This is a genomic window from Bradyrhizobium sp. AUGA SZCCT0158 (assembly GCF_018130065.1).
GTDB lineage: Bacteria > Pseudomonadota > Alphaproteobacteria > Rhizobiales > Xanthobacteraceae > Bradyrhizobium.
Window position 1 is genome coordinate 194,513 of record NZ_JAFCME010000007.1, and the last position, 22,243, is coordinate 216,755.

Here is a 22,243-nt window from a genome sequence, read left to right on the forward strand (position 1 = left end):
TCTTGGTTTCAGGGTGGGGAAGAATGAAAGCGGTCGATGCCGAGATCGCCGATCCGGGTCTGGGTGCCGCCGCTCACGATCAGCTCCGTCATCACGGCGCCGGCGCCGGGACCGAGCTGGAAGCCGTGCAGCGAAAAGCCGAACTGGTGATAGAGCCCCACGTGGCGGGCGCTCGGGCCGAAGACGGGCAGTTCGTCTTTTGTGCGAGCCTCGATGCCGGCCCACGCCCGCACGATGGTGGCGCTGCGCATCACGGGAAATAGTTCGAACACGGTGCGGGCGCTGATGGCGAGGCTGCGCCAGTCCAGCACCGTCTCGTTGCGATCCTGATCCGGCGTCGCCAGATGCCCGCCGCCGATCAGCACCGTGCCGTTGGCGAACTGTTTGAAGGACAGCTTGCGCCCGCGCAGGATCACGACGGGATCGATGAAATGCGGCACGCGGGACGTGATCATCAGCATCGGCGCCACGGTCTCGACCGGCACCGGCTCGCCGAGATCAGCAGCGATGCGACCGGCCCAGGCACCGGCGGCATTGACGAGCACCGGCGCCGCATAGCTATCGGCACCGACATCGACCCGCCACAGCCCATCCTGCTTTCGAATGTTGGTCGCGGCGACGCCCTCAACGACGGTGGCGCCGAGCGCTTCGGCCTTGCGGCGGATCGCGGTGGTGGTTCGGGCCGGTTCGGCCGCGCCGTCGCGCCGCGACACCACCCCGCCGGGGCAGCTGTCGGCCACCGCCGGCACCAGCCGCCGCAGCTCCGGCCCATCGATCAGTTCCTCGTGGGTGAAGCCGAGCGCGTTCAGCTCGGCGACACGCGCGCGACAGGCATCAAATTCGGTGTCGTTCTCGGCGACCAGCACCTGGCCGTGGCTTTCGAAGCCGCAGCTGTCGTCGACCAGCGCTTCGATCCGCTCCCAAATTCCCATCGAGCGGATCGAGAGCGGGATCTCGGCGACATGCCGTGCAAGCTGGCGGACGCCGCCGGCATTGACGCCCGAGGCGTGGCGGCCGGCATAGTCCTTCTCGACCAGCACCGGCTTCATGCCGGCGAGGCACAGGTGAAGCGCGGTCGAGCATCCGTGGATGCCGCCACCGACGATGATGGCATCCGCAAGCTTCGTCATCCGCGCACCACCGCATTGACGTCGGCGTCTGTCTTCGGCACCGCCGCCAGTTCCGCCAGCGTGATCGGCTTCACCGGTGCACGCAGCCGATAGTAGCCGATCTCCTGGGGCGTCTTGCCACGGGCCTGCGCCATCAGCTCGGTGACCGTCAGGCCGCAGAGCCGGCCCTGGCAGGGACCCATGCCGGTGCGGCGATAGGCCTTGAGCTGGTTCGGACCGGTCGCACCGATCGCGACGGCGTCGAGAATGTCCTTGGCCGATACCTCCTCGCAGCGACAGACGATGGTGTCGTCAGAGGGGATGCGAAATTGCGGGGCCGGACGGAACAGCGTGTCGAGGAAAATGCGGCCGCGCTCGGCCTTTACCAGCGATGCCCTGAAGGTCGCCATCGGCGCGAGCTTGAAAGCAGCCGCAGGCGCCAGCGCCTCGACCGCGGCGCGCGCAGCGATACGGCCGCGGACAATGGCGGCTTCCGCGCCGCCGATCCCGGCACCGTCGCCGGCGATCGCGATGCCTTCGACCGACGTATTGCAATCGCGATCGAGCACCGGCGACCAGCACAATTGCAGCTCATCCCAGCGATGCTCGATCCCGACCGCCATCGCCAGGTTGACGTTGGGCACTACGCCCTGGTGCAGCAGCAGCAACTCGGCCGGAACAGTCTCGCGCCGGCTGCCGGACAGATAGGTTACGGTTGCGAGCTCGCCGTCACCGGCGGCAGCGAGTTCGGTGACGCCAGACACCACAGGCACTTTCGCGCGCACCTGCCTCATCAACGCAAAACCCTTTGCGAAATAGGGCGACGTCATGAAGGCGAAGGCGTGAGGCAGCGCGGCAAGATAATTTCGACGCTCGGTGGTATCGAGGATGCGGTCGATGCGGCCGCCGAGGCGCAGGATCTGCGCGGCGAGCAGCCAAAGCAGCGGCCCCTGGCCCGCGATCACCGTCGGCCCGTCCGGCACGAGGCCCGATGATTTCAGCATGGTCTGCGCCGCGCCTGCGGTCATCACGCCCGGAAGGGTCCAGCCGGGAATCGGAAACGGCCGCTCCAGCGCGCCCGTCGCCAGAATTACACGACGCGCCTTGACGAAGAACGACGCGCCGCCGACCGACACGCCGATCTCGAGATGCTTGTCGAGGCTCCACACGGTCGCGCGCTGAATGATCTCGGCGCCGCTCGATCGCACCGCCTCGACCAGTTCCGCGCCCGCCCAATAGTCGGCGCCGAGGTGGTCGCGTTTCGTCACCGGGGTCGAGGCGATGGCGCGCCAGACCTGACCGCCAGGGCCGGCATTCTCGTCGAGCAGCAGCGTCGACAGGCCAGCCTCGGCCGCGGTCGCAGCGGCGGCGAGTCCGGCAGGCCCTGCCCCGATCACCACGACGTCATAGCTGTCGCGCCTGGCAGTCGTGTTCATCGGCCGATCTCCCGCTTGCCCTTCTGGATCTCGATCTGCATGCCCTCGGCAACGGGCACCAGGCAGCCTTGCCGATTGCCGACGCCGTCGATGGTGACGAGGCAGTCGAAGCACACGCCCATCATGCAATAGGGCAGACGCGGTGCGCCGCTCACGGCAGTCGCGCGGCGCACGTCACGGCCGGAGGCGAGCAATGCTGCGGACACCGTATCGCCCTCGCGCGCCGCGACGGCGGCCCCGTCCACGACGATGTGCACGGATCGTCTGCTGTCCTGATCGGATCGTTTGAACATTGGCTGCCTCTTCGCCCCTTCGGGTCGTGTCGATGTCAGTAATAGCCGCTGCCGGTCGCGGCATGGTTGGCGTCGAAGCGGCGGGCCGAGAACGCCCCGACCAGTTCCGGTTCGAGCGCGCCCGCCGCCACCATCCGCGCAATCTCGAAGGCGTGATTGGAGGCCAGCGTCACGCCGGAATGACAGCAGGTGACGAACGCGCCCGGCGCGCTCTCCGACTGATCGTAAATCGGGAAACCATCCTGCGGCATCACGCGGATGCCGGACCAGGTGCGCACGACGTTCAGGCGCGCCAGATGCGGAAACGTGCGCTGCGCCCGATCCGCCATCACGGCGCTGACCGCATGGTTCAGCGTGCGATCGTCGAGCTGATCTTCCTTGCTGTCGCCGATCATCACCGTGCCTTCGTCGGTCTGGCGAATGGTGGTCAGGGGATGCGGCAGGAACGGCATGGTGCGCTCGGTCACCACGATCTGGCCGCGGGTCGGGCCCATCGGCGCCGACAGGCCGACCATCGGCGCGAGCGACTGGTTGGCGTTGCCGGCGGAGAGCACGACCTTGCCGGCGTGGATCTCGCCCTGCGCTGTCGAGAGCTGGAATTCGCCGCCGCGCCGCGCGATCGCCGAGACCGGCCGCTCGGGAAAGTACTCGATGCCGAACAATTTCAGGCCGGTGTGGAAGGCGCGGAAGGTGCGCAGCGAATTCACATGCCCGTCCCATGGGCAGAAGCTGCCGCCGGAGACCTCCGGACCGATCAGCGGCAGCATCTTCTTGACCTCGGAAGCCGACAGCATCTCCATCCGGTAATCAGCCGCGCCGACTTGGTTGTGCATCCGCGTCACAAGCTGCGCGCGCTGCGCAAACTCGTTCTCGCCGAGGGTCAGGTGGAAACCGCCGTTCTGCTGCAGGGCGACGTCGAGCCCGGTCTGATCCTTTAGTTCGGCGGCGAGCCTGCCCCAGGTTTCGGACGCCCGCATGGTCCAGCCGGTGTAGGCCGGCATGCCGAGGCCCTTGCTCTGCACCCAGACCAGCGCGAAGTTGGCCCGCGACGCGCGCTTGGCGATGTCGCCCTCGTCGAGGACAACGACCTTCTTGCCGAGCCGGCCAAGACCCCAGGCGATAGCGGAGCCGAGCAGTCCGCCGCCCACGACAGCGACGTCATAGTCCTTCAACATGGGTACTCCTAGCGCCCCGGGTCGTTCTTGCCGGCCAGCACGCGGTCGAGCCCGTAGAAGCGGTCGAGCAGGATCAGGGCGGTCATGGTGATCGCGATCACGCTGGCTGAGACTGACGTCACCAGCGGATCGATGTTGTCCTGGATGTAAAGGAACATGCGAACCGGCAACGTCTCGGTGCCGGGCGTCGCCAGGAAGACGGTCATGGTCAGATCGTCAAAGGACTGAATGAAGGCCAGCGCCCAGCCGCTGATGACGCCCGGCAGGATCAGCGGCAGCGTCACGCGGCGGAACAGCGTCCAGTCGCCGGCGCCGAGCGAGACCGCGGCCATCTCGATCGAGCGGTCCATGCCGGTCGCCGCGGCCAGCGTCAGCCGCAACGCGAACGGGAATACCACCACCACATGCGCGACCAGCAATCCTGCGAAACTGCCGCCAATGCCGATCGCCGTGAAGAAGCGCAGGAAGGCGATGCCGAGCACGACATGCGGGATCATCAGCGGCGACAGGAACAACGCTGCGAGCGTGTCGCGGCCGCGAAAACTGTAACGGGCGATGGCCAGCGCCGCCGGCACCGCGAACAGCACCGCCACCAGCGATGACAGCGCACCCAACCCGAGGCTCACCCAGAACGCATGGACGAACTCGGGATAATTCGCGATCGCCCTGAACCAGCGCAGCGAGAAACTGTGGGTCGGCAGCGACAAATAGCCCTCGGGCGTGAAGGCGACGAGGCAGACCACCAGGATCGGCGCCAGCATGATGACGACAAAGATCGTATGGAAGGTGAGCGCGAGCGGGCCGTTGGTCCTCATCGGAACACCTCGGCGTAGCGCCGCTCGATCAGCGCATTGCTGCCGACGACGATCAGCACCAGCGCCACCAGCAGCAGCACCGCGACCGCCGCACCGAGCGGCCAGTTCAGCGTGTTGAGAAACTCGTCATAGGCGAGCGTCGCCGCGACCTTGAGCCGGCGGCCACCGATGATGGCGGGCGTCGCGAAAGCGCTGGCCGACAGCGAGAACACGATGATCGCGCCCGACAACACGCCCGGCATGATCTGCGGCAGCACGATGCGGCGGATGATGGTGAACGGGCCGGCGCCGAGCGACAGCGCGGCGTTCTCGATCTGCGGGTCGACGCGCTGCAGCGCGGCCCAGACCGACAACACCATGAACGGCATCATCACATGCGCAAGTGCGATGACGATACCGGTCTCGGTGAACATGAAGGGCAGCGGCGAGCCGATCAGCCCGAGCGACATCAGCAGCTTGTTGACGAGGCCGTTACTGCCGCCGAACAGCAGCGCCCAGCCGAGCGTGCGCGCCACCACGGAGATCAGCAACGGGCCAAGGATCACCAGCAGGAAGAAGCTCTTCCAGCGTCCGCTCATGCGGTTGAGAATGTAGGCCTCCGGCGCACCGAGCACGGCGGTGATCAGCGTCGTCAGCAGCGCGATGCGAAACGTCCGCCAGAACATCTCGGCAAAATAGGGATCGGTCGCGACCTCGTGCCAGTTCTTCAGGATGAAGACCGGCTCGATGCCCTTGTACTGGCCCCAGTCGTGGAACGAGAGCATCACCGTCATGGCAAGCGGAATCACCAGCACGCCGACGAACAGCATCAGCGCGGGCGCGGTCAGCAGCCACGCCGTGCGCGCATCGCGCCCGTCCGTCGCAGGTTTCGCGCTCGGCGGAGCCGCATCGACGACCGCGCTCATGCGGCAGCTCCGGCGCGCCGCAGGCTCATGTCTTCCGGCCGCCAGGCGAGCCGGACGGCCTCGCCCTCCGCGGGCTGCGGCTGGCCGTCGTTCTGGCGGATCACGATCACCGCGCCGCATTCGCTCTCGCACTGGAACAGCCAGTGATTGCCCTGGAAGATGCGGGTGACGATCTTCGCCGCGAGCCCGGCGTCGCCGAACCCGATCCGTTCGGGTCGGATGCTGACCGTCACCGGGCCCGCGAGTCCGGCCGGTGCCGGCGCGCTCCAGGATCCCGCGATCAGCCGTCCCGGCGTGGCGGTCCGGTCGATGGTCGCGGCGAAATCATTGGTCTTGCCGAGGAACTGGGACACGAAAGCGGACGCCGGCCGCTCGTAGGTTTCCTGCGGCGTTCCGATCTGCTCGATGCGGCCCTGGCTCATCACCACGATCCGGTCGGACAGCGACATCGCCTCGTTCTGGTCGTGGGTGACGAGAATCGTGGTGGTGCCGAGATTTCGCTGGATCTGGCGCAGCTCGATCTGCATTTCCTCGCGCAGCTTGGCGTCAAGGTTCGACAGCGGCTCGTCGAGCAGCAGCACGCTCGGCCGGATCACGAGCGCGCGGGCAAGCGCGACGCGTTGCTGCTGACCGCCGGACATCCGCCGCGGATAGCGTTCCTCGTAGCCGGCGAGCCCGACCATCGCGAGCGTGGCGCGGACGCGCTCGCGGCACTCGGACCGCGGCACGCGCCGCATCTCGAGGCCAAAGGCGACGTTCTCGGCCGCCGTCATGTGCGGGAACAGCGCGTAGCTCTGAAAGACGATGCCGAGCCCGCGCTTCGCCGGCTGCACCGCGGTCAGGTCGCGTCCTTCGAGCCGGATCGCGCCGCGCGAGGGATCGAGGAAACCCGCGATCATCTGCAGCGTCGTGGTCTTGCCACAGCCCGACGGGCCGAGGAAGGAGACGAACTCGCCCTTGCCGACAGTCAGACTGAAGTCATCGACCACAGTCTGCGCGCCGAACTGTTTTGCGACACGGTCGAGCTCAAGAAAGGACATGGATGCTTCCGGGTGCTGCTGTGGCAAAGCGCGACGATGGCCTGCGGCGTCGCGCGGACCATCGCCGAAATTGTGTCCGCCTGCGCCGAGCCTTGACTCAGCAGTCGGCTCAGCGCTCGACCTCGCGATTCCAGCGCTTGGTCCATTCCTCGCGCTTGTCGTTGATGACGGTCCAGTCGGGCGTATAGAGTTTCGCGGCGCGCTCGCCGATCGGCGCCATCTTGCCGAGTTCCGGCGGGACCACGACCGATTTCAATACCGGGCCGTAGCCGTAGTCCTTCAGCAGCACGAGCTGTACTTTCGGCTCGAGCAGCGTCTTGACGAATGCCGATGCAAGCGGCGATGCGTTTGGCTTGGTGATCGGACAAGCGGTCGTCAGCAACGTGGCCGCACCTTCCTTCGGATAGACGAAGTCGACGGGGAAGCCGGTGTTGGCGAAGCTCTGGACCCGGGCCGTGCCCCACACGGCCAACACGGCCTGGCCGGACTGGAACAGCTCGGTCATCTTGCCCGGCGAAGGCTCATAGGCCAGCACGTTGGGATTGACGTCGGCCTTGATGATCTTGAAGCCGGCGTCGACATTGACCTCGCTGCCACCGTTCATCCGGGCGAGCATCAGCAAGGTGTGCAGGCCATAGGTGTTATTGATCGGCGGAATGACGAGCTGCTTCTGGTACTTTGGATCCTTGAGATCGTTCCAGGAGGTCGGCGGCGCCCAGCCCTTGTCCGCGAAGATTTTAGTGTTGTACATCAGGCCGGTTGCGACCAGACCAATGCCAACCGCGCGGTCGTCCTTGAAGCGTGCGGCCTCGTAAATATCGGCGGGAAGGCCTTCGAGCTTGCCGCAGAAGCCGAGCTGGATGGCCTGGTACATCGGACCGTCATCGACGATCGCCACATCGATCTGCTGGTTGCCCTTCTGGGCTTGCAGCTTGGCAAGCGTGTCGGTCGAGTTGCCGGCGACATATTCGACCTTGACGCCGTTCGCCTTTTCGAACGCCGGGATGACTTCGTCGCGGATCGTCTTCTCAAACGAGCCGCCGTAACCGGCGACATAGAGTGTCTTCTGCTGCGCCAAACCCGCCGACGGGGCTAGGGCGATCGCGGCAATGCTGACGGCTCCGACAAAGGCGAGATGCTTCATATCGATCGATCTCCAATAGTCCGTTTGCTGGGTAACATCACGAGCGCATCCTTGTTCTGTCCGGCTCTCGGTATCGCGGTACGACGCTATGTCGGATCCGCGTGGAGATTTGGCCATCACCGGTCCGCTCCCGACCGGCGTCGCCCAAAAAATCAGCTATCTCCAGCCTTGATGAAAAAGATCGCAACCCACGCTTTCGTCGTCCAATTAATAATGGCACCCTCTTCATGCCGAAATATTATGGATAGAGAGAAGATGGCTCGAATCAATTCGCGGCAGGTCGAAGCCTTCCGCGCGATGATGCTGACGGGCAGCGTGACGGAAGCGGCAAAGCTGATGGCTGTGACGCAGCCAGCCGTCAGCCGGTTGCTGCGCGACTTCCAGGCGCTGCTGAAAATGGAGCTGTTCGACAAGCGCGGCACCGGGCTGGTGCCGAGGGCTGCCGCGACGGCGCTCTACATGGAGGTCGAACGGTCCTTTGTCGGTCTCGAACGGATCACGGCGGCAGCCGAAGAAATCCGCAGCCGCCGGACCGGCACGCTGCGGATCGCGGCGCTGCCAGCGCTGTCCAACGGCTATTTGCCGAGGCTCTCCGGGCGATTCCTGATGGAGCGGCCGAACCTCAATCTGTCGTTCTTCGGCGTGATCTCACCGATTGTGGTCGACTGGGTGTTGAACAACCAATGTGACATCGGCTTCGCCGAAGTGCCGATCGCCCACGCGGGATTATCGAGCGTGCGGTTGCCGGCGCCGGCCCGCGTCGCCGTGCTGCCAACCGGACACCGGCTCGCGGCCAAGGCGACGTTGCAGCCGCGCGATTTCGAAGGCGAGACCTTCGTGTCGCTGACGTCGGGATCCACCGGCCGGCATCTGATCGACCAGGCCTTCAATCGCGACGATGTCCGCCGGGTTCTCCGGGTCGAGACCAGCCTCTCGGAAATCATGTGCGGGCTGGTGTCATCCGGACTTGGCGTCGCGATCTGCGACCCGTTCACAGCGCAGGAGTTCGAGAACCGGGGCGTCGTGGCGCGGCCTTTCCTGCCGCGGATCGATTTCGAATTCGCTGCCGTGTTTCCGCCGCAGCGCAGTCCCTCGCCGGTGGCCCTGGACCTGGTGGAAGCCGTGCGGCAGGCGCTCAGCACGATGAGCAACCCGCCGCAAGCATAGGCTCGTCTTACCAGTTACGCTGGGCGCGGAAGGCGAGTGACAATGTGCCCTGGTCCTTGAGTTCGTACAGGGCTGCCGGCTTGACACTGACCGCCGGCAAGGCGGCGACGCCGGAATATTGCTGATCCACATGCGTGTACATCAGCTCACCCGTGAAAGTGAGGTTCTTCACGGGGGACCAGCGCGTGTTGGTGCCGATCTGCGCGACGTTGAAGTTCGGATTGCAGGTCGAGCCTGGCGTCAGGAAGGTGGTGACGGTGGCGCAGATATAACCCCTTGCCGTGGCATTGTAGCTGACCGACGTGTAGGAGCCGAACAGCGCTGAATTCCACTGGCTGTTCCAGTTGTGCGTATAACCGGTACGAAAGCCCCACAGTTTGGTCGTCTCGATCCCATTGCCGGTCGTGAAAATGCCGTCAGAAACGCCCCCAATACTCAGGCCCTGGTAAACGCCAGCTAGAGCGCTGCTGCCATACATGGCGACGGTGGGTGCGACCAGGCTCTGCCAGACGTAACGGCTGGCACCGTCCGAATAGCCGAATGAAATATCGATGTCGTCGCCCTTGCCAGTCGGCAGGTTCTTGATCGTCATGGCCAGCTGACCAGCCCAGCCCCACTTGTCGCTTGGATGACCTGAGGTTTCAGCCGCGCCGTAGTAGCCCGCGTGGATGTTGTGCGCGGCTACCGAGGCCTGGAACATGCCCCAGGCCTGATCGACGCGAAGCATGCCGACGATGTCGGGAGACCGCGTGCCGCCGAAATTATTGGTGCCGTAGGCGCCGGCCGCGAAGCCGGCTGCGGTGAGGCCCGATGCGTTCCACAAATTGGTCTGGTAATAGGTGACCTGATCCTGCAGCGAGACCGTACCGCTGATGCCCTGACCGAAATCGGCCGTATAGGAAAACTGGTTCACGCCGGTTTGATCGGAGTGGCCGCCGAGGAGCGCGTCAGTGATGTTGGCGGGATAGCCGGCGAAGGGGGCGTCGAACATCGATACAGCCCTGCCGATCGTGAAGCCGGCGAACTGGATGAATGCGAAGTTGACGGCGAACCCGCCGCCTGAGGTAGCGCCGTCGGCTTGGTTAAGCGGCGACGCAGAGTACGCGGTGCCACCGACGCCACCAGCGGCGGCAGCGGCATAGGTACCCGTGGTCCAGGAAAAATTCGCATCGAAGTAAGTACGGACCACGCCGTATTCGGTCGCGGTGCGGGTGTCGACGTTGAGGTTTTCGCGGGCGCGAGCGAAATAATAGTTGCTCAGCCGACTTTTCTGACCCGCCAGGCCACTCCACGCCGGGGTGCCCTGAATACCGCCGCCGTTGAAGGTGACATCGGCGCGCATGTAACCGCCGAGCTTGATACAGGTGTCGGTACCCGGGATGAAGTAGAAGCCGTTTCCATAAAGGGAGCAGATCCTGACATATTCGACCGCCTTGGCCTTGACTGGAAGATCCGCCGCGTGGGCTCCGCTCAAGGCGACAAGACATGCTGCCGTGCCAAGAACCGTGCTGTTGAATATCTTCATGATCTGCTTGCCTGCTCTTTCGGAGTGGCCCTCACCAGGCCCGGCTCCGCAACCGTTCGAATCTTAGGTCGCAGATTTAGGTAACGATCGAGCAACGGACACCCTGCACAAGTGTCTTCAGACTTCTTTCCGGGCGAGTGTTACGCGAAAGGCACAAGGAGCGGCTCTTCCCTCATAAAATGGAAGCACTGCAATGCGTCGTTTGCAGTGCTGTGCGCCTTGCGATGGCGATGATCGGGAAAAAACATCGAAGCCGAGCGGGCACGGCTAGAGGCCCAGGCCGCGACGATGCCGGCCTCTGCTGCGAAGACCACCGAAACAGATCAGGCAGCCGACACCACCGCTGATCGCGATGCGAGGTTGTCGTCACCAGGACTTCAGCCACTGAGATAGTTTGGAACCTCAGGCCCTAAAACGCTCGGGGCGGCGCCACTGTTCGCAGAAGGAAAAAGCCCCAGCTCGGAGGCTTGCGAGCTGAGGCCAAGGCTTGCTGGACCAGATGCGCTGAAAGCCCAGCGGCGTGAGCATAGGCCCCGATCGCGCCCTCATCTATCATCCGTTTGATTTACCTCGGATTTTCCAAACACAAAGAATTGCAACAGAGTAAGGTTCCATACCTGTTTTCGCGCGGGAATTATTCCGTATGCCTCGCTCCCCGTCCATCGTGCCGCATCGTGGCGATCACGACATCTATCTGGTGCTAAACGATTTTGGCAGGCTCGGACGCGCCTGGTGCGAGGCAGACGAGGAAGGCACCGACCGCGAGAGTTTGATCCGCCGCCTCCTGGAAGACCAGTTTAGCCATCCAGTGCGGATCGTCGCCTTCAATACTGCCGAGGGCTGGTCGCGCGATGTCACGGTGGATATTGCCGACGAGTTGCGTCGGCGCTTTCCTGAATTCGATGAGGTGCCGCTCTCGGTGCAGGAGTTCATGGAAACCGCTGTCCGGCGCTGAGCTATAGCGGGACCATTGCCGTCCTCAACAATCACACCGCCGAAATCGAGGGAGCTCAGTAATCCTTCCTGAGTACCCAGTCCGTCATATTGCGTTTCGCTTCAACCGGGAGCCTGGCTATGCGGCCAGGACGATCCCTTGCCAGCATCATGCCAGGTCCGCGCTACAGCGCTTTCGTCATCCAGGTCGCCACTCCAGGCACCAGATAGACCAGCGCGAGAACTGCAATGCTGATGACGAGGTATGGAACGACCGCCTGGAAGATATGCCCCATCGATACCTGAGGCGGCGTCACCCCCTTCATCGTCATCAGCAACAGGCCGTGGGGCGGCAGCAGCATTCCCAGTTGCATGCAGATCAGGAACAGCACCCCAAACCACACCGGGTCGATCGCAAGTGAGTTCACCAGCGGCATGAAGATGGGAAGCGTGATCAGCATCATGCTGACCTGATCGATGAAGACGCCGAGCGCGATCAGGATCAACAACATGACGATGACCAGGGCGTTGGCCGACAGCCCGCTTTGCGTGATGATGTTCACGATTCCATTCGTGGAGCCGGAAAACGACAATATTTGAGAAAAGGTCGTTGCTCCAATGATGATGAAGAGAATCATCCCGGAAATAAGCACCGTGCCGTGCAGGGATTGCCACAGAACTTTCGGCGTCAACGCTCGGTAGACTGCCGCGAGCACGATCGTCGCGAAAGCGCCGATCGCGGCAGACTCTGTCGGTGTTGCCCAGCCGGCCACCATCGCACCGACGACAAGCCCGAAGATCGAAACCAGCGGCACCACATAGAGTACCAGCGGACTGAACCTCGCCCATCCGCTGTATTCCTTGAATTCGCTATCGGGCGCCAATTCCGGCTTGGATAGCGTGCGCAGGATAATCCACCCCACGAAGAGAACCGAAAGAATGATGCCCGGCATAACTCCCCCGATGAGGAGCTTGGAGATCGAAATGCCGGAGAGGCTTCCCAACAAAACGGCAAGGGCGCTCGGCGGAATCAGCATATCAACCGCGCCGATCGCCATGATGGGGCCCGTTGCCATCGTGGGATGATAGCCCCTCGACAGCATGATCGGCACCATCAGGCTGCCGAGCATCGCCGTCGTTGCGATCGTCGATCCCGAAATCGCGCTGAACACGGTTCCGGCCACGACCGCGACCACCGCAAGTCTGCCCGGGACGTGCTTGATAACCCTCTCAATGCCGTCGATGACCTTGACCGCCAAACCGGTGTGAAAAAGCACTTCGCCCATCAGGACAAAGAGCGGAATCGGCGTCAGGGAGAACGTGGTGATCGAGGAGACCGAGCTGCGCACGAGCTGGGACAGGCCGGCTTCACCGGCCATAAAAAGGTAGGCTCCGATCAGATTGATGAGGAGAAACGCGAATCCGACCGGCAATCCGGCGAACATCAGAACGGTTGATCCGCCGAGCAGTAACCAGGCGGCAGCTTCCCAACTCATCATGACACCGACACCTGCTCGTGGCGCGGCTGCCGTGGCCCGTCAATGAGGCTTCGCAGCCGGAAGATTGCCTCGAGCGACAACAGCACGAACACACACGGCAGCGGCACCAGAATCCACCACTCCGGATAGACGACGGTCTTGATGAGCATGGCGTTGCCGCCCGCACTGCGCGCGGTAACAATGAAGCCGTACCAGACAATCGCCAGGCAACAAACGAGCATCGCGCAGGCGGCAAGCAACTCCATCAGCCAGCCGATCCGCGCCGGCACCATGTGGAGCAGGAGATCAATCCGGATATGGCGACCGCTTCGCAACAGATACGGCGCCACCAGCAAGGTCATCAGATAGATCGCAGACTCAGACAGGTCGCTGGCCAAGGCAAACCCGCGGGGCATCCCAGGCACGGTCACGTTGCGAAGGAATACGTCAACGCAAATGACCAGCATCATCCCGAACAGCAACGCACATGCCAGGGATACCAACGCGAGGCAAAGCTTGCCAATCGACCGATCCAGCACATCCATAGAGCACACTCTCTCGCCACTGGCGGACGTCGCAGTTATCAGCGATTCCCGAACAATGCTTTCAGCTTTTCCGCATGCGCCGGGCTCGCCTTGATCGCAGCCGCCCAAGCGACGCTATAGGCGGTATCGACGAAGACCTTCGCTTTGTCGCCATCCAGCTTGATCGTCTGGATGCCGGCATCCGCCTGCCGCTTTTCCTCATCGACGGCATACTGCTTCCAGAAGCTGTTGCCGGCCTCCAGCTCCAACGCCATGCTGTTCAGGAAGTCACGCTGCTTCTCGGTAAGGCTCTTCCATTTGTCCAAATTGACGATGATGGAAACCTCCGCATCGTAAAAGCCCGGATCGACGCGAAATTTGGTGTGCTGCTGCCAGTTCAGGTCGAACAACCCACCGATCGGCCAGCCATAGCCATCAACAACCCCTCGCTCCAGCGCCGTATAGACTTCACCTGGAGCAGTCGTGACGACATTCGCATTGAGCGCCTGAAAGAACTCGCGATAAACCGGCGTGATCCGGATCTTGAGGCCGGTAAGGTCCGGCTTGTCGATCTTCTTGTTAAGATAGAGATGGAACGGCTGGCTCTCCACCATCCGCGCCAGGTACTGCATGTTGGCTTTCTCGTTCCACACCTTGTTGATGTAGTCGAAGGCTCCGTTCTTTCGTTGCTCGGCGACCGGCTTTTCAGCGAGCTTCAGCATGTCGGATTCGGGCATGACGTTGGTGTAAAAAGCCCCGGTCGACATGGCGATATCGACGACCCCCGTCTTCACCGCATTGCCAACTTCAAATGTGGGAATGGCACGGGGGCCACCGATGAAGTTTATCTGCAGGACCCCTTTGCCGCGCTCGTTTACCGATTTCACCCACTTCAAAAGATGGGAAACGTAAAAGCTGTTTTCCGGAAAGGCCGACACGAGACGCAGCGACACTTCCTGCGCCATTGCCGAGGCCTGAAACAGGATCAGGCACGCCACCGCACCCAACAGACGTACGAGTTTCATTTTTTTCTCCCCCTGTTATCTTCCGGTATCTTCAGAAGCTTAGCTGAACCTTCATGGATCGGCTGCGATCTCCCGCAACCTCGAAGGCGTGTATCGCCTCTTCCAGTCCAAAAACCCCGGTCAGCAGCGGCGCCAGATCCACCCGTTTCCGGTTGATGAGGTCGACGGCGAGGCCGAATTCTTCATGGAAGCGGAAGGTGCCGCGCATTTCGATCTCCTTGGCCACCACCATGTTTTGCGGGATCGAAACGTCGCCGCCGAGGCCGAGCTGAACCAGGACGCCGCGCGGCTTGAGCACCTCCAGCCCCGAGCGGACCGCTCGTTCGTTGCCGGACGCCTCGAACTGGACATCGAAATAGCCCTTGTTGGCCGAATAGGCGCCGAGCTGATCGGGGGCTTCAGCGACATTGATCACCCGGTCGGCGCCGAGCCCAAGCGCTTTCTGGAGAACCGCGGCCATTACGTCGGTCGCAACGATCTCCCGCGCACCGTGCCGACGCGCCGCCACGATCGCCAGGGCGCCGATCGGGCCGCATCCCGTCACCAGCACCCGCTTGCCGAGCAGCGATCCGGCGCGGTTGACCGCATGCAGGACAACGGCGAACGGCTCCGCAAAGGCCGCCTCGTTGATCGAGACACCGTCGGCAACCCTGTGGCATTGCCAGGCTTCCGCGACGAGGCGCTGGCGAAACGCACCCTGGATATGCGGCATCGGCATCGCGCTGCCGTAGAAGCGCATGTTGAGGCACTGGTTCTGCTGGCCCTTCAGACAATAGTCGCAGGCATTGCAGGGCCGGCTCGGCGAAACGGCGACGCGGTCGCCGATCGCGAGCCCGTATACCGACGCCCCCAGCGCCTTGATGGTCCCGGCCACTTCGTGACCGAGGATCATCGGCTCGCGCACCCGCACCGTGCCGAAGCCGCCATGGTTGAAATAATGCAGATCCGAGCCGCAGATGCCGCCGGCCTCGACGGCGATCTCGACCTGTCCCGCGCCGGCGGCCTCGGCTTCACGTTCCTCGACCCGCAGATCGCGGGCGGCATGGATGACGACGGCTTTCATGTGGAACTCCCGCGGCGCGAAGCTTACAGACTGGTGGTGATCCCGCCATCGACATAGAGCGTGTGCCCGTTGACAAAGGACGACGCCCTTCCGGACAGGAACACGGCGGCGCCGACCAGCTCCTCGACATTGCCCCAGCGTCCGGCAGGGGTTCGCTTTTCGAGCCAGCCCGAGAATTCCGGATTGTCCACTAGCGCCTGGTTGAGCGGGGTCTTGAAATAACCCGGCGCCAGCGCGTTGATCTGCAGGCCGTATTTGGCCCAGTCGGTACACATGCCGCGGGTCAGGTTCTTGATCGCCCCCTTGGTTGCGGTGTAGGGCGCAATGCCCGGGCGCGCGAGTTCGCTCTGCACCGAGGCGATGTTGATGATCTTGCCCCGACCACGCGGGATCATGTGACGGGCGACGGCCTGGCCGACATAGAACGCGCTCGAAATGTTGGTGGCGAGCAATTGCTCCCATCTCTCGACGGGAAAGTCTTCGAGCGGCGAGCGGAACTGCATGCCGGCGTTATTGATCAGGATATCGATCGGCCCGGTGTTCTGCTCGATCGCCCCGACGCCATCCCTGGCGGCTTGCGCGTTCGTGACGTCGAAGCCGGCCACCGATACCCTGTGTCCGGCGGACTTGAGTTTCGCCGCGGCCGCCTCCAGCTTGCCGGCGTCGCGGCCGTTGAGGACGATCTCGGCGCCGTGTTCGGCAAGGCCCTGCGCCAGCGCAAAGCCGATGCCCTGCGACGAGCCGGTAATGAGCGCCCGTTGGCCGGTCAGTTGGAACAGTTCAAATGCCATTTAACGACCCCTGCTGGCGTCGGGGGCAACACCGCCCGAGCGACTCCTTGATACCGCTCAATCCAGGCCGCAGGAAGGGGGCGGAATGGATGTAGATGATCGACAACGCGCCTGGACCGTATCGCGGCTCATGATGCGTGTTGGCGCCTCGGGTGAACGCCTGCCGGCTATCTCACGGCTGCATCGAGCCATCCCGGCACCGGTCGTCCTTGGCTCGATAGGTAACGCGCGAGTGCGGTGACAACCGGCATCACGGCGGGCCGCAAGGTCATGCGCTCGCGCCACGCAAGCAGCCTCGGTGTCTCCTGCCCCAGCACCGCTCCCATGCGTTCGCCGAACAAAGCGGCCATGTAGAACGCAATGTCTGCAAAGGTGTAATCGCCGGCGAGCCATTCGCGATCAGCCAGAAGCGCATCCATCTCCAGGTAATGGCGTGACGCACGGTCACGTGCTGCGACCGCGGCCGGGTCGTCAGGCTCGTCCTGCAATCCCATCAACCTGATGACGTGCGGGAAATAAACTTCATCGGACTTCATCTCGAGCAGGCGTGCGGCGGCCCGCGCTGCGGGCTTTCGGGGCCACAGCGGCGGCGCCGGTTGCACGTCCTCCAGATACTCGAAGATCTGTGTCGAGTCGAAAATCTCCACGTCACCGTCGATCAGCACCGGCACCTGCCGCTTCGGATTGACCCGTAGCACCTCGGGATGTTTCGGCTCGTAGCCGCGATCGCGATCGTATGGCACCATGACCAGCTGGAAATCGATTGCCTTCTCGATCAGGGCGATCTGGACCTTGGCACCAAACATGCTAAGCGCTGCGGAATAAAGGATCATCAGTTCCAACTTCTTGTTATTCCGGGTTTGCGACCGGGTGCGATGAAGGCTTGCGCCATGGTCCAATGCATCACAGTTTGATGTCAACGCAAAACCGCAGGAGACCCGTGACGTGATCGAAGCCTGGCCGGATAAGCGCGACAATCCCGTCGGGCGTCCTTGCGGGCGATTGCCGATTCTCGATCAATTCGAGGATTGCGAACTCGCCGAAATCGATGCGTCGGAGTGGTACGTGCCAAGCGCAGAAGAGGGTCGCCTCCTGGCGCAGGCCGGAGATCGGCTTGGCGTCTATCTGATGGCCTATCGCACCCGGCAAGAGGCGGAGGTCGGTCGGGGTCTTTGCAATCGGATCGTCCCGGCGCGTCTGGATCCTGCCGCCCTTGATGAGATCCTTGAAATCGAGACCACATTTCCTGATGTGGCGATCGTCGCCTACGAACGTCCGCTGCGCCGACGCTAATGAGCGCTGCCGGCAATGGCGTTCGGGAATTTTTCTCTCCCTGCTTTCTTGAGAAGCCGCCGGCGCCCGCAGATTGGCGCATTTCCATCGCCGATTTACGTTCCCATTTTGAAGGCGTGAGAGCTCTTTTCCCACAAGGATCTGCTTAGCGAATACAGACACGCCGCGTAAAGCAAAGCGCCTCCTCCATAGACACATACATAGGCGACGATAAACGTGTCGATGCTCCAATGAAACAGAAACGTAAGAGCGCTGATCAGCGCCATCCCCGCAAGGGTGATGCTGGCGCGACGGGCAAGCGCCTCAAATCTTCCCGCGCCGACCAGCACGAATGCGCACGTTGTCTGTATCAGCATGAACACGAGCATTGCACAAAGTGCCGCGCGCATAGTCGGCGAGACTATTCCGCTATCGTTCAAAATAGTACCAAATATCCTTTCGCCGAACATGGAGACCGCGACAATGCCCAGGGTCATCGGCAATAAACCCAACAGGAATCCGGCCGCGGTTGCTCTGCCCAATCCGAACGCATTTGCGTTATGTAGCGCGCGCGTTTGATGAGGGAGGGCCGTCTCTGCGCCAATCAGGTAGGTCACCATCGCGAAGCGCGACACCTTATAGAACATATCGAACGCGACAATTGCCGCTCCATCCCCTGTCGCAGCCAGCAGGTAGTACGGAAAAATGCTGATCACAAACTCGGCCGACGACAACACGACCGTCGCGCTCGCCTTCCGAAACTTGCGCCTCAGAAAAAGCAGACCCTTGAGAAACACTCCACTCTGCAATGCAAAGCCGTGTGGGCGGGCGAGCCAGACCAGAGCTGATATCGACGTCACCCATATGCACAAGCTCAGTGCGCCATATGCGACAAACGAAAGGCCGAAAAGCATCGCGATCGTCACCGCCAGGATCGCGACACGTCTAACCAGATCAACGCCCTCAGTCCAAACAAAGCCATCCCTGGCGTTGATGGCCGCGCGAAGCGGCATGCGCGGCAAAGGACAGACAGCCCCGGCGAAAATCAGGAAATACCCGATGCCATGATGTGCGACAGGAATAATGCCGGAAACGAACGCCACACCCAGAATTGCGACGGCGATGGCAGCGATCGCGGTGTAGATCGTCACGGTTGCTCGCACCAGGTCGTGGTCGTCCTGGTTCGCCTTACGTCTGTCGGCCTCACTCAGGTAGTGGGACCGCAGTTCGGAAAATGTCAGAACGGTAATTCCAAGATCGCATTGCACCACAAGAGCAGCGACCGCCAGCAAGCCCGCAATAAAAGCATACGACTCCAGGCCAACTGTTCGAACCAGCACGTACGCCAGGACGAAATTCGATACCGCCGTGAGTGCGGCATTGAGCCCCTTCAACACAAGAAGGGCTGGCCAGCTATGCGTGCCGCGGCCCAGACCCGCTAGTATTGCGCTTCGCAGGCCTCGCTTGCGAATTGCTGGTGGCGGGTGAAACCGGAATAAAGACATAGCAATCATCCGCGCCCATCGGACCCTGGCCGCCGCACGCGAGCGAACAAGGCGGGCGTCCCCCTGTTACAGACGAGCATCGCCTGCCTGCGACCATTTTCGTAGGTAAGGCCATGCGCCGTCCAGAGCTCTATCGGCTGCCCGATACGCTGCCAATGGATACAGAATTCCATAGGCAGAATTCCCCTACCCATCCGAGGTACCCATCATTGCCAGTTGTCCAGTCAGTGGGGAGGTGGGTGTAATCTTGCCACTGGCGATTGCAGTGGCTTGGTGTAGCGGCGGCGGCACACAGCGGTCACATTGTTGTGGTCACGGGAGGCTTGTGTGACGAATTTGCTCCTGGGGAACGCGAATTCGGCTTGCGTGATCTTGTCCGAGGGAGCCTCGTCCGTCCGCGACGGCGCAGAGCTCGAGGTCCAAGGCACGCTGGGCCAGGTCATCGGTCGGACTGCCAGCCGGTTCCCGGACCAGCCTGCGATTGTCTCCACCAATTTTGCGCCGCTGACGTACCGCGACCTTCAGCGCCAGCTGGACGGCATCCGCCGGCAGCTTCGTTTGGCTGGATTCGATTGCAACGCCCGGATCGGGGTACTCATGCCGAACGGCGCGGAGGCGGCTCTCGCCATCGTGGCAGTGGCCTGCTGCAGCATCGCGGTTCCTCTTGATCCGCGACTGTCCGAGGCGGAATTCGATCAACGTCTCGACATGCTGCACCTGAACGCGCTTCTCGTGCCGCAAGGCAGGGCCTCTGAAGCGTGTCAGGCCGCTGAGCAGAGAAGGATTGCCGTGATCGAAGCCGCTCCGATCGGACACGGTCAGCTTGGACTAAATATCGACGTGCAGGCCTCCAACTCCCCTGCGATCGACGCTGAGCCCGATCCGGGCTCGCCTGCCTTCATCCTGCAGACGTCGGGCACGACCGCGCAGCCAAAGCTCATTCCGTTCAGTCATGGCAATATGCTGGCGGCGGCCGCACGGCTTCAGGCCTGGTTCGGCCTCACGCCTGAGGACCGCTGCCTGAGCGCGTCGTCGCCTCACTACTCCCATGGGCTCAAAGTAACGGTCTTCACACCACTGCTGACGGGCGGCAGCATTGCTGTGCCGGCGAACTTTGCCGTCGTGGCGCTCGATGAATGGCTCGATGTCCTGCGGCCGACCTGGTACTCGGCGGGTCCCACGCTCCACACTGCCGTGCTCGACAAGGCAAAAAGCCTTGAGGATGCACAGGCGGCGCACACTCTGCGGTTCGTTGTATCGGGCGGCGCGCCACTCCCGAAGGAGGTGCAGAACGACCTGCAGCGCATTTTAGGCGTGCCGGTGCTGGAACATTATGGCTCCAGCGAAGCCGCGCAAATCGCCACCAACCTGCCGCCGCCTGGTCCAAACCGGCCAGGGACTTGCGGGCAACCGTGGCCCGATACCGTGGCCATTGTTGGTGAGGATGGACATGCCTTACCAGCTGGCGAGCGGGGCGAGGTCTGGGTTCGTGGCCCCACCGTGATCTCTGGCTATCTCGATGCGCCGGAACTCAATCAAGCTGCTTTCAAAGAGGGTTGGTTGCGCACGGGCGATATCGGCAGCCTCGACAAGGACGGCTTCCTGTCGCTGCACGGGCGCCTGAGCGAACTGATCAACCGCGGCGGTGAGAAGATCGCCCCTGCTGAGGTTGAATCCGCCCTACTACGCCATCCCGCCATAGCCGAGGCCGCTGCTTTCGCAATCCCCCATCCACGCCTTGGCGAGGACGTCGCAGCCGCCATCGTTCCCCATCCTGGTGCGCAGGCGACACCTGCGGAGCTTCGCCAGTTCCTGCAACGCGCGTTGGCCTCGTTCAAGATTCCGCGGCGCATTCTGATCCTCGACCAACTGCCAAAAGGGGCGACGGGAAAAGTGCAGCGCCGACGGCTGCGCGAGTCGTTCGACGGGTTGATGGGCGATCAGGGCGCGATGCCCGTGCCTGTTGTGAACAAAGGGCCATTGGATCTGGAAGCTGAATTGCTGACCCTGTGGCGGAGGCTGCTGAAGTCCGAGGCTGTGACGGTCGAAGATGATTTTTTCGCCAGCGGTGGTGACTCCCTTCTAGCGATGGAAATGCTCATCGAAATCGAGCGGCTGATCGGCCAACGCCTACCGGGAACGATTCTGTACGGGGCGGAAACGATCCGCCAACTTGCCCCAAAAATCGCCATGCAGACAGGCACCCCGGCGACGCCGTTCCTCCAGTTCGGTGCCGGCGGCGATCGGTCTCCCCTGTTCTTCTTCAATGGGGACATTGTCAGCGGCCACTCGGGTATGCGGCGGATGGTCGAGCTTTTCGGGCCCGACTACCGGATCATTTCGATCGATCCCCATGGTCTTCGTGGGGAAAGGATTCCGCCGTCGATCGAAGAGATGGCCGCCGACCGCCTGCCGCTTGTTCTGGAGAGGCAGAGCAGCGGTCCTTTCCTCCTGGGTGGCAAATGCAACGGCGCCATGGTGGCGTTTGAAACAGCCCGCCTGCTGATGGCCGCCGGCCACAAGGTTGATATGGTTGCGATGGTCGACCCGCCGACCATCAGTGCGCGTCCGGTACCGCGGGCGATCATCGGGCTGATGAAGCCGCTGCTTCCGCTTTACCTTCTACGCCGGGCATTTGAAAAAATGGCGGAGCTGGAGCGTCGCTTCAAGGCGTCGACGAGTACGCCGATTACGACCGCCGAGCTCGAGATTCCGCCGGCGTTGTGGCACGCTTATTCAGCCGCCATGGCGCAATATCTTCCGGCACCGCTTGAGGTCCCTGTGACTTTCTACGCGGCCGAACACGACGGCCGGGCGTGGCGGCATCTCAGTTCTCAACTCGACGTCGTCGAGGTACCATGGGGACATCATGGCTGCCTGACTGTCGGCGCTGAACAGCTGGTTGGTCATCTGCGGCAAAGAATTGACGTTCTGGTTGACGGCGCGCCCTCTGCCGACGAACCGCACAGGTCGCCGATCGGCGCTCACGGAGCGCAATTCGGTGGCCCCGTACTGGGCATCGAAACCTGAGGATCGGACCAGG

At 62.8% G+C, this 22,243-nt stretch carries 20 protein-coding genes; 4 read left to right on the forward strand and 16 right to left on the reverse strand.

The window, feature by feature from the left end:
- Window positions 1-8: 8 nt before the first annotated feature.
- The 8 genes from JQ574_RS12590 to JQ574_RS12625 form a co-directional block, all read right to left on the reverse strand.
- Window positions 9-1,130 (reverse strand): FAD-binding oxidoreductase, encoded by a 1,122-nt coding sequence (locus tag JQ574_RS12590; RefSeq protein ID WP_212209091.1) that lies wholly within the window; start codon window positions 1,128-1,130, stop codon window positions 9-11.
- Window positions 1,127-2,545 carry an NAD(P)/FAD-dependent oxidoreductase gene (locus JQ574_RS12595; protein ID WP_212209090.1) on the reverse strand — a complete coding sequence of 473 codons (1,419 nt, stop codon included), beginning with the start codon at window positions 2,543-2,545 and terminating at the stop codon, window positions 1,127-1,129. Before JQ574_RS12595 ends, JQ574_RS12590 begins: the two co-directional genes overlap by 4 nt.
- Window positions 2,542-2,838, reverse strand: a complete 297-nt coding sequence (locus tag JQ574_RS12600; RefSeq protein ID WP_212001941.1) for a (2Fe-2S)-binding protein — start codon at window positions 2,836-2,838, stop codon at window positions 2,542-2,544. Before JQ574_RS12600 ends, JQ574_RS12595 begins: the two co-directional genes overlap by 4 nt.
- Before the next feature lie 35 nt (window positions 2,839-2,873).
- A complete protein-coding gene (locus tag JQ574_RS12605) occupies window positions 2,874-4,013 on the reverse strand; it encodes an FAD-binding oxidoreductase (protein ID WP_212209089.1) in 1,140 nt (379 codons plus the stop codon).
- An 8-nt stretch (window positions 4,014-4,021) separates the two neighbouring features.
- Complete coding sequence (locus tag JQ574_RS12610) at window positions 4,022-4,828, reverse strand: ABC transporter permease (protein WP_212209088.1); 807 nt, start codon at window positions 4,826-4,828, stop codon at window positions 4,022-4,024.
- Window positions 4,825-5,733 carry an ABC transporter permease gene (locus JQ574_RS12615; protein WP_212276632.1) on the reverse strand — a complete coding sequence of 303 codons (909 nt, stop codon included), beginning with the start codon at window positions 5,731-5,733 and terminating at the stop codon, window positions 4,825-4,827. The genes JQ574_RS12610 and JQ574_RS12615 overlap by 4 nt, the downstream gene beginning before the upstream one ends.
- Complete coding sequence (locus JQ574_RS12620; RefSeq protein WP_212209086.1) at window positions 5,730-6,773, reverse strand: ABC transporter ATP-binding protein; 1,044 nt, start codon at window positions 6,771-6,773, stop codon at window positions 5,730-5,732. The genes JQ574_RS12615 and JQ574_RS12620 overlap by 4 nt, the downstream gene beginning before the upstream one ends.
- A gap of 109 nt (window positions 6,774-6,882) precedes the next feature.
- Window positions 6,883-7,917 carry an ABC transporter substrate-binding protein gene (locus JQ574_RS12625; protein ID WP_212209085.1) on the reverse strand — a complete coding sequence of 345 codons (1,035 nt, stop codon included), beginning with the start codon at window positions 7,915-7,917 and terminating at the stop codon, window positions 6,883-6,885.
- Between the two features lie 255 nt (window positions 7,918-8,172).
- Between JQ574_RS12625 and JQ574_RS12630 the strand changes: the two genes are divergently transcribed.
- Window positions 8,173-9,084, forward strand: a complete 912-nt coding sequence (locus JQ574_RS12630) for a LysR substrate-binding domain-containing protein (RefSeq protein ID WP_212209084.1) — start codon at window positions 8,173-8,175, stop codon at window positions 9,082-9,084.
- 7 nt (window positions 9,085-9,091) lie between these two features.
- Here JQ574_RS12630 and JQ574_RS12635 read toward each other — a convergent pair whose 3' ends face one another.
- Window positions 9,092-10,609 (reverse strand): porin, encoded by a 1,518-nt coding sequence (locus JQ574_RS12635; RefSeq protein WP_212209083.1) that lies wholly within the window; start codon window positions 10,607-10,609, stop codon window positions 9,092-9,094.
- A gap of 643 nt (window positions 10,610-11,252) precedes the next feature.
- Between JQ574_RS12635 and JQ574_RS12640 the strand changes: the two genes are divergently transcribed.
- Window positions 11,253-11,564, forward strand: a complete 312-nt coding sequence (locus JQ574_RS12640) for a hypothetical protein (RefSeq protein ID WP_212209082.1) — start codon at window positions 11,253-11,255, stop codon at window positions 11,562-11,564.
- Between the two features lie 163 nt (window positions 11,565-11,727).
- Here the strand turns inward: JQ574_RS12640 and JQ574_RS12645 are convergent, their stop codons facing one another.
- From JQ574_RS12645 to JQ574_RS12670, 6 genes are all read right to left on the reverse strand, one after another.
- Window positions 11,728-13,041: a TRAP transporter large permease subunit gene (locus tag JQ574_RS12645; protein ID WP_249119294.1), complete on the reverse strand. Its 1,314-nt coding sequence runs from the start codon at window positions 13,039-13,041 to the stop codon at window positions 11,728-11,730.
- A complete protein-coding gene (locus JQ574_RS12650; RefSeq protein WP_212383563.1) occupies window positions 13,038-13,565 on the reverse strand; it encodes a TRAP transporter small permease in 528 nt (175 codons plus the stop codon). Before JQ574_RS12650 ends, JQ574_RS12645 begins: the two co-directional genes overlap by 4 nt.
- Before the next feature lie 38 nt (window positions 13,566-13,603).
- Entirely contained in the window at window positions 13,604-14,509 is a 906-nt protein-coding gene (dctP, locus tag JQ574_RS12655) for a TRAP transporter substrate-binding protein DctP (protein ID WP_212209080.1), read from the reverse strand.
- Window positions 14,510-14,600: 91 nt separating this feature from the next.
- Window positions 14,601-15,632 (reverse strand): L-idonate 5-dehydrogenase, encoded by a 1,032-nt coding sequence (locus tag JQ574_RS12660; protein ID WP_212209079.1) that lies wholly within the window; start codon window positions 15,630-15,632, stop codon window positions 14,601-14,603.
- Between the two features lie 23 nt (window positions 15,633-15,655).
- Window positions 15,656-16,423 (reverse strand): SDR family oxidoreductase, encoded by a 768-nt coding sequence (locus tag JQ574_RS12665; RefSeq protein ID WP_212209078.1) that lies wholly within the window; start codon window positions 16,421-16,423, stop codon window positions 15,656-15,658.
- A 167-nt stretch (window positions 16,424-16,590) separates the two neighbouring features.
- Window positions 16,591-17,256, reverse strand: a complete 666-nt coding sequence (locus JQ574_RS12670) for a glutathione S-transferase family protein (protein ID WP_212209077.1) — start codon at window positions 17,254-17,256, stop codon at window positions 16,591-16,593.
- 112 nt (window positions 17,257-17,368) lie between these two features.
- Between JQ574_RS12670 and JQ574_RS12675 the strand changes: the two genes are divergently transcribed.
- The gene (locus tag JQ574_RS12675) at window positions 17,369-17,716 is read left to right on the forward strand and encodes a hypothetical protein (protein ID WP_212209076.1); all 348 of its coding nucleotides are present in this window, start codon (window positions 17,369-17,371) and stop codon (window positions 17,714-17,716) included.
- 95 nt (window positions 17,717-17,811) lie between these two features.
- Here the strand turns inward: JQ574_RS12675 and JQ574_RS12680 are convergent, their stop codons facing one another.
- Complete coding sequence (locus JQ574_RS12680; protein WP_212209075.1) at window positions 17,812-19,200, reverse strand: hypothetical protein; 1,389 nt, start codon at window positions 19,198-19,200, stop codon at window positions 17,812-17,814.
- Window positions 19,201-19,527: 327 nt separating this feature from the next.
- Here JQ574_RS12680 and JQ574_RS12685 point away from each other — a divergent pair, with 327 nt between their 5' ends.
- Complete coding sequence (locus JQ574_RS12685) at window positions 19,528-22,230, forward strand: AMP-binding protein (RefSeq protein WP_312018263.1); 2,703 nt, start codon at window positions 19,528-19,530, stop codon at window positions 22,228-22,230.
- The last annotated feature ends 13 nt before the right edge of the window (window positions 22,231-22,243 follow it).